Origin of the sequence: Pseudomonas sp. KD5 (assembly GCF_012932895.1) — a bacterium.
In the GTDB taxonomy this organism is placed as follows: domain Bacteria; phylum Pseudomonadota; class Gammaproteobacteria; order Pseudomonadales; family Pseudomonadaceae; genus Aquipseudomonas.
The window spans coordinates 124,930-137,743 of record NZ_JDWJ01000010.1 but is presented as its reverse complement, the minus strand read 5'-3'; the positions used below and the strand labels follow the sequence as shown (position 1 = coordinate 137,743).

Annotated in this window: 8 protein-coding genes, 1 tRNA gene and 1 pseudogene; 4 read left to right on the top strand and 6 right to left on the bottom strand. The window is 59.3% G+C overall.

Annotated features, from left to right (window positions below):
* Positions 1 to 109: 109 nt before the first annotated feature.
* Positions 110 to 1,528, bottom strand: coding sequence for a short-chain fatty acid transporter (locus AF70_RS21980; protein ID WP_028939870.1), 1,419 nt, complete (start codon positions 1,526 to 1,528; stop codon positions 110 to 112).
* A 196-nt stretch (positions 1,529 to 1,724) separates the two neighbouring features.
* Here AF70_RS21980 and AF70_RS21975 point away from each other — a divergent pair, with 196 nt between their 5' ends.
* The 3 genes and pseudogenes from AF70_RS21975 to AF70_RS30095 all read left to right on the top strand — a co-directional run bounded on the left by AF70_RS21975 (position 1,725) and on the right by AF70_RS30095 (position 4,473).
* Positions 1,725 to 3,038 carry an MFS transporter gene (locus AF70_RS21975; RefSeq protein ID WP_028939869.1) on the top strand — a complete coding sequence of 438 codons (1,314 nt, stop codon included), beginning with the start codon at positions 1,725 to 1,727 and terminating at the stop codon, positions 3,036 to 3,038.
* Between the two features lie 118 nt (positions 3,039 to 3,156).
* Positions 3,157 to 3,933, top strand: a pseudogene (locus AF70_RS30100) (PAS domain-containing protein); the annotation flags it as partial.
* Positions 3,913 to 4,473 (top strand): methyl-accepting chemotaxis protein, encoded by a 561-nt coding sequence (locus AF70_RS30095; RefSeq protein ID WP_371929210.1) that lies wholly within the window; start codon positions 3,913 to 3,915, stop codon positions 4,471 to 4,473. The pseudogene AF70_RS30100 and the gene AF70_RS30095, both read left to right, overlap by 21 nt.
* Positions 4,474 to 4,550: 77 nt before the next feature.
* Here the strand turns inward: AF70_RS30095 and ggt are convergent, their stop codons facing one another.
* From ggt to AF70_RS21950, 4 genes are all read right to left on the bottom strand, one after another.
* Positions 4,551 to 6,395: a gamma-glutamyltransferase gene (ggt, locus tag AF70_RS21965; RefSeq protein ID WP_028939867.1), complete on the bottom strand. Its 1,845-nt coding sequence runs from the start codon at positions 6,393 to 6,395 to the stop codon at positions 4,551 to 4,553.
* Between the two features lie 173 nt (positions 6,396 to 6,568).
* Positions 6,569 to 7,372, bottom strand: a complete 804-nt coding sequence (locus AF70_RS21960) for an LPS biosynthesis protein (protein ID WP_032831028.1) — start codon at positions 7,370 to 7,372, stop codon at positions 6,569 to 6,571.
* A gap of 358 nt (positions 7,373 to 7,730) precedes the next feature.
* Positions 7,731 to 7,807: transfer RNA gene (locus tag AF70_RS21955), tRNA-Met, on the bottom strand.
* Positions 7,808 to 7,923: 116 nt separating this feature from the next.
* Positions 7,924 to 9,981 (bottom strand): methyl-accepting chemotaxis protein, encoded by a 2,058-nt coding sequence (locus AF70_RS21950; protein ID WP_028939866.1) that lies wholly within the window; start codon positions 9,979 to 9,981, stop codon positions 7,924 to 7,926.
* Positions 9,982 to 10,301: 320 nt separating this feature from the next.
* Here AF70_RS21950 and AF70_RS21945 point away from each other — a divergent pair, with 320 nt between their 5' ends.
* On the top strand, positions 10,302 to 11,519 hold the full coding sequence (locus tag AF70_RS21945) for an MFS transporter (protein WP_028939865.1): 1,218 nt from the start codon (positions 10,302 to 10,304) through the stop codon (positions 11,517 to 11,519).
* A gap of 176 nt (positions 11,520 to 11,695) precedes the next feature.
* On the opposite strand, the gene ychF is transcribed toward AF70_RS21945, so the two are convergent.
* Positions 11,696 to 12,796 carry a redox-regulated ATPase YchF gene (ychF, locus tag AF70_RS21940; RefSeq protein WP_018929566.1) on the bottom strand — a complete coding sequence of 367 codons (1,101 nt, stop codon included), beginning with the start codon at positions 12,794 to 12,796 and terminating at the stop codon, positions 11,696 to 11,698.
* Positions 12,797 to 12,814 lie beyond the last annotated feature (18 nt).

Below are 12,814 nucleotides of genomic sequence, written 5' to 3'. Positions count from 1 at the left end.
ACGCTAGCAGCGAGGTGTGACAGAGGGGTTACGTTTGTGAAAACAATGAGTCGCCAGTGTGGAAGCAGCCCGCTTCCACACTGGATCGGTGGTGGATTGAAGGTCGGCGTCAAGGCATCACCGGCGCCATATACGTAAGCGTCGTCCCTAGCGCCCACAGCAGAAACAGCACCAGTGGCGTGTGCACCAGCAACTGCACGAACGAAAACCCGATCAGATCCCGGGCCTTCAACCCGAGCACGCCCAGTAGCGGCAGCATGTAGAACGGGTTGATCAGGTTCGGCAGGGCTTCGGCGGCGTTGTAGATCTGCACGGCCCAGCCCAGGTGATAGTTCAGGTCGTTGGCCACTTGCATGACATACGGCGCTTCAATGATCCATTTGCCACCACCGGACGGGATGAAGAAACCGAGGATGGCCGAGTACACGCCCATCAACAGGGCGTAGGTGTCGTGGGACGCAATTTGTACGAAAAAGGTCGAGATGTGGTGGGCCAATGATTGTCCGTCGGTGCCCTTGACCACCGTCATCAGGGCAGCGATCGAGCCGTACAGCGGGAACTGGATCAGCACGCCGGTGGTGGTCGGCACCGCACGGGCCACCGCATCGAGGAAGCTGCGCGGGCGCCAGTGCAGCAGCGCGCCGAGCATCAGGAACAGGAAGTTGTAGGTGTTCAGTCCGGAAATCGCGCTGATCGCCGGTTTGGTCGCAAACTCATGGAACAGCCATCCGGCCGCCAGCAATGCCAGCAGAATCGTCAGCAGCGGGCTGTATTCCAGCCATTCACCTGGACGGGTACGCGGTGCTGGCGCCGGCAGACTGAAACTCGGATCGATACCGCAGGCTTTGGCGTCACGGGCTGTCGCGGGGCCGGGCGCGGTGGCGTAAGCAACGATTAGCGAGACCACGGTCAGTGCCAGCAACAGCACACCCGACTGCCAGAGAAAGATCGTTTGAGTGAAGGGAATGACGCCCGTGATCGACAGAATCGATGGCGGCAAACTGGCGGGGTTGGCCTGCAATTGTGCCGCGGACGACGACAGACCCAAGGCCCAAACCGCGCCCAGACCAAGATAGGCGGCGGCACCGGCGGCTCGGTAATCCATTTTCAGATCGGTACGGCGGGCGAGGGCACGTACCAGCAGCCCGCCGAATACCAGTGACAGCCCCCAGTTCAGCAACGACGCGACCATGGAAATCAGCGCCACCCAGGCCACGGCGGAACGGCCGTTTTTCGGGATCCGTGCCAGGCGATCGATCAGTTTCACCGCCGGTGGCGAACTGGCGACCACGTAACCGCCGATCACCACGAATGCCATCTGCATGGTGAACGGAATCAGGCTCCAGAAACCGTCACCGAAGGCCATGGCGGCGTCGGTGGGTTTGGCGCCCATGGCCATGGTCGCCACAGCGACGATGATCACTGCCAGCGCGGCGAATACCCAGGAGTCGGGAAACCAGCGTTCGGCAAAATTTGAACAATGCAGGGCAAAGCGCGCATAGCGGCTATCTTCGATATCAGCGGCCACGGGAGTACCTCGTTTTTATGTTTATTGTGGGGTTCAGGGCGCAATGGCCCATCCGGTCGGTGCCAACAGTAAATCAATCGGTCCGTTGCGGGGACGCTGTTTGGGGCGTTTGGGACTATGGTCTAACGGGTTGTCCACAACCGCATTTGCGTAGACCATGGGCGCCTTGGTTTTTTGCCTGCCAGAGTTCTTTTACATGACTGCCAACATCAATGCGCGCCCGGCGCCCTTCACTCGCTCGGACTATAAGACCCTGGGGCTTGCGGCCTTGGGCGGTGCGCTGGAAATCTACGACTTCATTATTTTCGTATTCTTCGCGCTGACCCTCAGCCAGCTGTTCTTCCCGCCGGAAATGCCCGAGTGGCTGCGTCTGCTGCAAAGCTTCGGGATCTTCGTCACTGGCTACCTCGCGCGTCCGTTGGGCGGGATCCTGATGGCGCATTTCGCTGACCGGTTGGGACGCAAGAAGGTGTTCAGCCTGAGCATTCTGATGATGGCGTTGCCGTGCTTGCTGATCGGGATCATGCCGACCTACGCCCAGATCGGCTATTTCGCACCACTGCTGCTGTTGGTCCTGAGGGTCCTGCAAGGCGCGGCGGTGGGCGGTGAAGTGCCGAGCGCCTGGGTGTTCGTCGCTGAGCACGCGCCGGTCGGGCATCGCGGTTATGCCCTCGGTTTCCTGCAGGCGGGGCTGACCTTCGGTTACCTGATCGGCGCCTTGACGGCGACTTTTCTGGCTCAGGCGTTTACCCCGGAGCAAATCCTCGATTACGCCTGGCGTTACCCGTTTCTGCTGGGCGGTGTGTTTGGCGTGATCGGTGTCTGGCTGCGCCGCTGGCTCAGCGAAACCCCGGTGTTCATGGCGATGCAGGCCCAGCGCGAGGCCGCTGTCGAACTGCCGCTGCGCACGGTCCTGCGTGAACACCGTCTGGCGATGCTGCCGGCGATGATCCTCACCTGCGTGCTGACCTCGGCCGTGGTGGTGTTTGTGGTCATCACCCCGACCATGATGCAGAAAACCTTCGGCATGACCGCCAGCCATACCTTCGCGCTGAGTGCCTTGGGCATCGTCTTTCTGAATATTGGCTGTGTGCTCGCCGGGCTGCTCGTCGATCGTATCGGCGCCTGGCGCACGGTGATGCTGTATAGCCTGCTGCTGCCTCTGGGCATCGGCGTGCTCTATACCTGTCTGATCATTGAGGGCCAGTGGATCGGCCTGGCCTATGCGGTGGCCGGCCTTGGTTGTGGGGTGGTCGGCGCAGTGCCGTCAGTGATGGTCAGCCTGTTTCCGGCGCGGATTCGCGTCTCGGGGATTTCCTTCACCTACAACATTGCCTACGCCGCCTGGGCGAGTGTCACACCGCTGCTGTTGATCGGTCTGATGCCGTGGAGTCCGTGGATTTGTGTGATTTTCTGCGCGGTGATGGGGGCCGTGGGCATCAGCAGCGCGGTGTATTTCGGGGCGCGAATGCCGCGAGTCGGACGCTGTTCGGTGGCTGGCGCGGCATGAGGCTGTTTGTGCCGCGACTATTTTTGTAGGACAACCCTGCAACACTCTTCAGAAAATACCCGCAAAGCCGATGGCTAGGCTGTAAGCCGCTTTTTATCTCTGTCCATCGGTGCTTCCCATGTTCAATAAACGCTTGAAGCAGGAGCTCTCGGCTCTTCGCGAAGAACTCTCCAGCCTTCTGCAAATCAAGGAGAGTCTGGAAAGCGAGATGCTGGTCCTGACCCTCGACTCCGATGGGCGAATTCAATCGGTTAACCAAAACTTCGTCAGTGAGATGCTCTACAAAAGCAATGATCTGATCGGCCGGCACATCGAAGACCTTGTTCCGGTCCATGTGAAATCGGATGAATTCCATAACCGTTTCAAGGCCGCGCTGACCCGTGGCGAGCACTTTGCCGGCGCGGTCCGTTTGCTACGCGGCAACGGTGCCGAAGCCTGGTTGCGTTCGATCATGCAGCCGGTGCGGTCCTCGGATGGTCGTATCAAGAACTTCTCGATTTACTCCAGCGACCTGACCCGTACCATCGAGGCGTCCCGTGAGCATGAAAACCTGATTGGCGCGCTGGTGCGTTCGACGGCAGTGATCGAGTTCGACCTCAATGGCAACGTGCTGATGGCCAACGAGCGTTTCCTCAGCGGCATGGGTTACAGCCTGGCGCAGATCCAGGGTAAACATCATCGTATCTTCTGTGAGCCAGAGGAATACAACAGCGCCGAGTATCAGAACTTCTGGCGCCGTCTGAACGCTGGCGAGTTCGTCGCTGATCGTTTCAAGCGTGTCGATAGCCACGGTCGCGTGGTCTGGCTGGAGGCTTCCTACAACCCGGTGGTCGATGCCAACAACAAACTCTACAAAGTGGTGAAGTTCGCCACGGTGATTACCGATCAGGTCAATCAGGAGCAGGCTGTCGCCGAGGCGGCCAACATTGCCTACAGCACTTCTCAGCAAACCGATCAGAGTGCACAACGCGGAACTGCCGTGGTGACTCAAGCTGTAGACGTGATGCGTGACCTGGCCAAACACATGCAAACCGCAGGGGAAGGCATCGAAGCACTGAACGAGCAATCGCTGGTGATCGGCACCATCGTCAAAACCATCAGCGGTATCGCCGAGCAGACCAACCTGCTGGCGCTCAACGCGGCCATCGAAGCGGCTCGTGCCGGTGAACAGGGGCGCGGGTTTGCCGTGGTGGCGGACGAGGTTCGGCAATTGGCCTCGCGCACCAGCCAGGCGACCGATGAAATTGTCGGCGTCGTGCGTCAGAACCAGGACATGGCGCGCAACGCCGTGGCGCTGATGACTGACGGCAAGCTCCAGGCTGAACAAGGTCTGGCGCTGGCGGCGGAGGCGGGCACGGTGATCGTCGAGATCCAGGACGGTGCGCAGAAAGTGGTGAACGCGGTCGGGCAGTTTGCCAATCAATTATCGACTTGATGCTATCTATCCGGCGCGGGTAGTCCTCAAAAAGGCCTACCCCGCCCGGTAAGCCTTTCCTCATTCCTGCGTACGGCTCAATCCCCCAACGCTTCCCCCTCACGCCGTGGATCGGCCCCGCCGGCCAACGCGGCTTTCCCCTGCGCATCCTTGACCCGAACAATCGCCTGAGTCCCGCTGGTCATGTCGATCTCGCCCACGCTGTGCCCTTTGTCCTTCAGCGCCTGAATCAGTGCCGGGCTGAACTGACCCTGTTCCAGTTCGGTCGGGCCGTTGCGGCTGCCGAAGTTGGGCAGGTTGATGGCGGCCTGTGGGTCGAGGTTCCAGTCGAGCAGGCCAATGGTGGATTTGGCCACGTACTCGATGATCTGCGAGCCGCCGGGTGAGCCGACGGTGGCCAGGAACTCACCGCTCTGGCGGTCGAAGATCAGCGTTGGCGCCATGGACGAGCGCGGGCGTTTGCCGGGTTCGACGCGGTTGGCGACTTTTTGCCCTTGCTCTTCGGGGATGAACGAGAAGTCGGTCATCTGGTTGTTGAGCAGAAAGCCCTGGACCATCAAGTGTGAGCCGAATGCCGCTTCCACGGTGGTGGTCATGGACACGGCATCGCCCTCGTCATCGACTGCCACCACCTGCGAGGTGGAGATGCGCAGCGGCGAGCGGTCCGGCGCGTAGGCGACCTGAATGCCTGGCGGGGTGCCGGGTTTGGCCTGGCCCATGCTGCGCTCGCCAATCAAGGTTGCGCGGGTCGCCAGATAAGTCGGGTCGACCAACCCTTTGACCGGCACGGGTACGAAGTCGGTGTCGGCAACGTACTGCGCACGATCGGCATAAGCCAGGCGCTCGGCTTCGGCGATCAGGTGTACGGCTTCAGGGGCTGGCTCTATGCCCGCCGGTTTACTGGTCTTGACCGGTTTGAGTGGTGCCAGGGCAAAGCGTGGGTCGCGGGTTTCCAGGGCCTGCAAGGTGCCGAGGATTTGCGCCACGGCGATTCCGCCCGACGACGGTGGCGGCATGCCGCAGACCTGCCAGCGTTTATAGTCGGTGCACAGCGGCGCGCGTTCCTTGGCCTTGTAGCCCTGGAGATCGTTCAGCGACAGGCTGCCGGGGTTGGTGTGGCCCTGAACCTTGGCGACGATTTCTTTTGCGATCGGCCCTGTGTACAGCGCGTCGGGACCTTCCTTGGCGATGCGCTTGAACACCGCGGCGAGTGCCGGGTTTTTCAGCTGTGTACCGACGGCTTTCGGGTGACCATCGGCAGTCAGAAAGTAGGCGGCCATGTCTGGTGAGCGCTGGATAAACGCGTCGGCCGCGATCAACTGATGCAGTCGTGGCGAGATGGCGAAACCCTGCTCGGCGAGTTTGATGGCGGGTTCGAACAGCCTCGCCCACGGCAGGCGACCGTGCTTTTGATGGGCCAGCTCCAACGCCCGCAACACACCCGGCGTACCCACCGAGCGCCCGCCGATCTGCGCCTGAGTGAAAGGCATCGGTTTGCCGTCGGCTTGCAGGAACAGTTTCTCGGTGGCGCCAGCCGGTGCGGTTTCGCGACCGTCGTAGGTGCGCACGGCCTTGCCATCCCACAGCACAATCAACGCGCCACCGCCGATACCCGACGATTGCGGCTCGACCAGCGTCAACACTGCTTGCATGGCAATGGCCGCATCAATCGCCGAACCACCCTCTTGCAGCATCTCCCGCCCGGCTTCGGCCGCCAGCGGGTTGGCGGCTGCGGCCATGTGTCTGGAGGCGTGCCGCGTCTGCAGGTCGGTGCGATAACCGGAGGTGATTTCCGGCGCGACCGGCAAGGTCGAGACCGAAGGCGAAGAGGGCGGGGCGTTACACGCGGCGAGGGTTAAAGCGGTGGCGATCAGCGAAAAGGCTGACAGGCGATAGCGGTTCAAGTGGAAGGCTGAGAACACGCGAGGCACTCCGTCCATGGGATAAAAGGTCCAGGGACTTTATCCGGTCGAAGGAGTGCTACGCAAATCAGGGGTCGCCCGCCACTTTTCTCGAGGCATAAAAAAACGGCCTACCTTTCGGTAAGCCGTTTTAGTACTTGGTGGTACTTAGCCATTTTAGATCGACGGTTAATCTAATGATTTACAAAATGTTTCATGGGGTCGAAGGATCCCAAGCCGTGCACATAGGTATCAAGCTCATCCGGACGTATCCGGGGGATAATGTCGGCGGGAATTCTTGAGGAATTGGAAAGATTGTAGACGTGGAATTGATCACTGATTATTTTCCTCGCTACTATTTCGAACGACGGCAAAATCCTGGTGTGAAAATGCTGGTCCAGCCCACAAGGAGAAACTACGGTGCTTTTCTCTTCATAAAATCGGCTGATAGCTTGATTAAGATCAACCCCTACCATTACCACTTTATTGAAGCCCGCATGATAGGCGATTTGCAGAGCTAAATAGGCAACAGTGCGCGCATCGAAGAAGCCCCGTTTCAGGTTTTTACTGAAGCCGATGCGCCGATTGCGACGCTTGAGAAAATTACGATTTCTTATCAGCTCTTTATCTGCACCAACCAGCGCACCCCAGGAAAACTTTGGCGCCTTGTTCAGCAAAAATACCTTCCCTTTGGGCGTAATCGATAGATGCTGAACATGGTCCTCCCATAAGGCGACTCGCTCACTAAGAAGCATGGCTTGGGAGAACAATTCAGGTTGTTGCTTGGGAAAATCTTTATCGGTACAGGCATAGAAAAAAGGCTTCACGCCAGTCCCGATAAACTTTGAGATTGCCCCATTCATTGTAATCATAGGGATGTCAGCGAACTCCTCAGGATGAAAGTCTTTGGCAGACCCTCCCGAGGCGACGATAAAGACAGCGCCTTTATGAATATTGCGACACTCGTCCAAGTCACGAATATTAATTTTGGCACTCATTCCTAATTGCGTCCTGTTGTAATGATCATTTGATTTAGTTCGGCAGCAAATGATATTTCTGAAGCGTTCTGTGCGAGACAGATCGTCTCACCCTCCTTGGAATATGTTCGCCATCGATTGTACTAAGATCAATCTCTTCACGCTCACGGCCTTTAGCCTCCTGTGAGACTGCTCGAATCCAGTGTGCGCTGCATTTTATTCTGTATACCAGATTCAATTTTTTCTAGCATACAGGGTGGCGAAGACTGTCAGGGCATTCGGAGAAATGAAACGAATGCCCCAGACACAAGAAAGCCCGCACTAGGCGGGCTTCTTGAGGTTGTTTAGAGACTCATGGAGACATCTGTAAACAGGTACTTGGTGGCTACACAGGGACTTGAACCCCGGACCCCAGCATTATGAATGCTATGCTCTAACCAACTGAGCTATGTAGCCAAGTGGCGCGCATTATTCACCTGGAACGACGATGCGTCAAGCGTAAATTTAAAATATTTCTCCACACTTTCAACCGCTTATCCCGCTGACCCGAAAAATCGGGTCAGGGGAGGGCATCAATCGAGCTGAAATCTCCCGGTATTCGCACTCAAGGCCTTGCTGCCCTGGCTCAAGGTGTCCGCGGCGAGGTTCACCGCCCGCGCGCCTTCGAGCAAGCGTACCGCCGCCTGATCGACTTGCTGGATGTTGCCGCTGACTTCATCGGCGGTATTCGCTTGCTCTTCAACGGCAGTGGCGATTTGTGCCAGGGTGTCGGTGACGCTTTGCACCGCGCTGGCGATTTCCCCCAGGCGTTCGCCGAGACCGGTGACGGCTTGCGCATCCGATTGCGCCTGGCCGCAGGCGGCTTCCATCAGGCTTACCGCTTCGTTCACGGTGCTACGCAGGCTGTCGACGGTGCCGGCGATCTGCGCGGTGGAGGACTGGGTGCGTTGCGACAGGCTGCGCACTTCATCGGCCACCACCGCAAAGCCGCGACCTTGCTCGCCAGCCCGTGCGGCCTCAATGGCGGCGTTGAGGGCCAGCAGGTTAGTCTGCTCGGCCACGCCGCGAATGGTATCAACCACCAATTGAATCTGCTGCCCTTGCTCGCTGACCCGACCCAGTGCCGCCGCCGTTTCGTTCAACCGCTGATTGAGCTGCTGAATACTCGCTGTCGTGCGTTGGCTGTCGCGGCTGCTGTCGGCGGCGATGCGCTGGGTGTGCTGAGCGCTGCCAGACGCCTGTTCGCAACTCTGGGCAACCCCTTGTGAGGTGGCGGCCAATTGCGTGGCCGCTGCGGCGATCTGGCTGATTTGCAACTGCTGGGCTTCGACTTCGCCAAGGGCGCCGCTGGAGTGATCGTTGAGGGTGCGTACCGCGTTGCTTAACTGCAGGGTTTCGTGATCGACCCCCAGCAAACTGTTGCGCAGTTGTACCACCGCGACGTTAAGCGAGGTGCTGATCGCCGCCAGTTCGTCGCGGCCCTGTACCGGTACTTGCAGGCTCAGGTTGCCGTCGCGCAGTGCTTCGGCCAGCAGTGTGATGCCGCTGGCGCTGCGACGGATCGAGGCCTGCAAACAGATGAACAGGTACAGCGCAGCCAGCAGCAGGCAGCCAAAAATTGTCGCCACCAGGATGAACTGGCGGATGGCCGAGCCGTGGTAATAATCCAGCCGTTGATCCAGAGAAACCAACGATTGCTGGCGCAGCGAGGCAAGGTTACCGAGGAGGGCGTCGAGACTGCGTTCGAAGTCTTCGGGCTTTAGGTTGATGCTGCCACCGAAGACGCCGTCGTCCAGCACTTTCAAACCGGCATCCAGCTGCTTGAGGCTGTCATGGTATTGCCCGGCCCAGGTTTGCAGGGCGCTGGGCAGGCGCGCTTCCAGCAAGCTGCCAGTTTTCACCAGCTGTTCCCGAGCGTCGCCGATGCGGCTGCGCAAGTCGCGCAGTTGCAGGCGGCTTTGCAGCGTGAACTGCCCGGACACCACCGAAGCTTGACCAACCGCGGCGAGGCGACCGACCCGTTCGATCAGGTCCGGTGCGTGTTGAGTGGAGATCTGCGTCAGCAGATAAGTTTCCAGCCATGGCGCGAGGGTCAGGCGATTGTCCATGGCGATTTGTTCGCGCAAGGCTTGCAGGGCGCTCAAAGCATTGGTGAAGCGATCGTAGCCGTCCGGCCACCATCCAACGCTGCTCAGGCTTTTCGAATCCAGGCCGGTGAGGGCGCTTTGCAGGGCTTGATAGCGGGTGAGGGTCTCGCCCTCGGCGCCTTCGGTTTTCAGGGCATTGCCCAAGTCTGTGATTGCTTGGGTCACGGCCGGCTGAACCGTGTCGAACGCTGCCATCGCCGCGATAGTTGCAGGTGTCGGCTGGCGATTGGTTTCGGTGGCGCGCCAGCGCGCGGCGCGGTCACGCTGGGCGGCGAGCAAGTTGTCGAGCGCATCCAGGGCAATCAATTGCCGGACCCCGGCGCGTTCGCCGGCGATCAGGCTCAACTTGTCACGATAGTCCTGGCCGATCATCCACAAGCTGCCTGCCAGCGGCAGGATAAACAGCAAAAACAGCAGCTGAAATTTGCGCGCGAAGCCGAAACGCCCCAGCAGCCCGATCCCCGGTGATAAAAAAGCCTGCATGCCCCATGACTCCTCTGGACACCACGCACCATTGGCGTGCGTCGAGGCCATGGCGACCGCGACTGATGTCCTTCTAAAAGGCCTCGAAAGTTCACCTTGGTCCGCTCTGTAGGCCGACTCTGTAGCGAAACTTCCCATTCTCGGTCCCCTTTGTAAGGGGCCGCGTTGAAGCGGATAAGCAAGGCAAGATTCAGACCATGGCTTTGCGCTATCACCTTTTTTGAGGTCGTTAGCAAGCTAAGGGGATAGCGCGACTGCACCGAAAAATGGCACATTGACCGACCTGCCTGTGCGCACCCATCCGCAGTACGGAAACTCTCATGGCCATCAGCAACGTTCAGTCCGCCACGACATCGGCGTCCGCTCCTTCACAAAGCAGTCCGCTGGTCATGCGCATCATCGGCGCGGTGGCGCTGGCGCATTTGATCAACGACCTGATTCAGGCGGTGCTGCCGTCAATCTATCCGATGCTCAAGGCCAACTATGGCCTGACTTTCACTCAGGTCGGCCTGATTACCCTGACCTTTCAACTGACGGCCTCGCTGTTGCAGCCGTGGGTTGGTTACCACACCGACCGCCATCCCAAGCCCTGGCTGTTGCCGGCTGGCACCGTTTGCACATTGATCGGTATTTTGATGATGTCGGTGGTCGGCAGCTTCCCGATGATCCTGCTGGCGGCAGGATTGATCGGCATCGGCTCGTCGACTTTTCACCCGGAAGCTTCTCGCGTCGCGCGACTGGCCTCGGGCGGGCGCTTCGGCCTGGCGCAATCGACGTTTCAGGTCGGCGGTAATGCGGGCTCGGCCTTCGGGCCGTTGTTGGCGGCAGCGATCATCATTCCCTATGGTCAGGGCAATGTGGCCTGGTTCGGCTTGTTCGCGCTGTTTGCGTTGTTCGTGCTGTACCGGATCAGCCGCTGGTACACCAATCACTTGAACCTGTTCAAACTCAAACAAGGTCAGGCAGCGACGCACGGTTTATCAAAAGACCGGGTGATCAGTGCGTTGGTGGTGCTGGGGTTGCTGGTGTTCTCCAAGTATTTCTACATGGCCAGTCTCACCAGTTACTTCACGTTCTACCTGATCGAGAAGTTCGACCTGTCGGTGGCCAGCTCGCAGCTGCATCTGTTCCTGTTTCTCGGCGCGGTAGCGGCAGGGACCTTCTTCGGTGGGCCGATCGGCGACAGGATCGGGCGCAAGGCAGTGATCTGGTTCTCGATCCTCGGTGTGGCGCCGTTCACGCTGCTGCTGCCCCATGTGGATCTGTTTTGGACCAGTGTGTTGAGTGTGGTGATCGGTTTCATTCTGGCCTCGGCGTTCTCCGCTATCGTGGTGTATGCGCAAGAACTGGTGCCGGGAAATGTCGGGATGATTGCCGGGGTGTTCTTCGGCCTGATGTTCGGTTTCGGCGGGATTGGCGCGGCGTTGCTCGGGCATTTGGCGGATATTCGCGGCATCGAGTATGTGTACTTCCTGTGTTCGTTCTTGCCGCTGTTTGGGGTGTTGGCGATCTTTCTGCCTAGAACCAAAAAGGCCTGAACCCCGCAGCCCTGTAGGAGCGGGGGCTTGCCCGCGAAGGCCGTTACGCGGTTTGCCTGAATAACCAGTTATCGTTCTTTGTGGGCAAGCCTCGCTCCTGCAAGGGCAGTCGACAGACACAAAAAAGCCGCGTCTAGACGCGGCTTTTTCTTGGGCGGGTGCTTCTTCCTGAAAACTTAGACGTTGAAACGGAAGTGCATCACGTCGCCGTCTTTAACGATGTAGTCCTTGCCTTCCAGGCGCCATTTACCGGCTTCTTTGGTGCCGGCTTCGCCCTTGTACTGGATGAAGTCGTCATAGGCGATGACTTCGGCGCGGATGAAGCCTTTTTCGAAGTCGGTGTGGATCACGCCGGCGGCTTGCGGTGCGGTAGCACCGACGCGGACTGTCCAGGCACGGACTTCTTCGACACCGGCGGTGAAGTAGGTCTGCAGGTGCAGCATTTCGTAGCCGGCGCGGATTACGCGGTTCAGGCCGGGCTCTTCGAGGCCCAGGGCTTCGAGGAACATGTCTTTCTCTTCGCCGTCTTCCAGTTCGGCGATTTCGGCTTCGATCTTGTTGCAGACCGGAACCACCACGGCGCCTTCTTCTTCGGCGATGGCCTTGACCACGTCCAGCAGCGGGTTGTTCTCGAAACCGTCTTCAGCGACGTTGGCGATGTACATGACCGGCTTGGTGGTCAGCAGGTGGAAACCGCGAATCACCTGCTTCTCGTCGGTGCTCATGTTCTTCATCAGGCTGCGCGCAGGCTTGCCCAGGGTGAAGTGAGCGATCAACTGTTCCAGCAGGCCTTTCTGGACCACTGCGTCCTTGTCACCGCCCTTGGCGTTACGAGCGACTTTCTGCAGTTGCTTCTCGCAGCTGTCGAGGTCGGCGAAGATCAGTTCCAGGTCGATGATTTCGATGTCGCGTTTCGGGTCGACGCTATTGGAGACGTGAATCACGTTCTCGTCTTCGAAGCAGCGGACCACGTGGGCGATGGCATCGGTCTCGCGGATGTTGGCGAGGAACTTGTTGCCCAGGCCTTCACCTTTCGAGGCGCCGGCCACCAGGCCTGCGATGTCGACGAATTCCATGGTGGTCGGCAGGATGCGCTTGGGCTTGACGATGGCCGCCAGGGCTTCCAGACGCGGATCCGGCATCGGCACGATACCGCTGTTGGGCTCGATGGTGCAGAAGGGGAAGTTCTCGGCCGCGATCCCGGACTTGGTCAGGGCGTTGAACAGGGTGGACTTGCCGACGTTAGGCAGGCCGACGATGCCGCAATTGAATCCCATGGTGTTTCCCCTCGGATT

Coding starts and splice junctions, on each gene's coding strand:
- AF70_RS21950 (WP_028939866.1), bottom strand. CDS start 9,981: ATGCAGGCTTTTTTATCACCGGGGATCGGGCTGCTGGGGCGTTTCGGC.
- AF70_RS21975 (WP_028939869.1), top strand. CDS start 1,725: ATGACTGCCAACATCAATGCGCGCCCGGCGCCCTTCACTCGCTCGGAC.
- AF70_RS21960 (WP_032831028.1), bottom strand. CDS start 7,372: ATGAGTGCCAAAATTAATATTCGTGACTTGGACGAGTGTCGCAATATT.
- ychF (WP_018929566.1), bottom strand. CDS start 12,796: ATGGGATTCAATTGCGGCATCGTCGGCCTGCCTAACGTCGGCAAGTCC.
- AF70_RS21945 (WP_028939865.1), top strand. CDS start 10,302: ATGGCCATCAGCAACGTTCAGTCCGCCACGACATCGGCGTCCGCTCCT.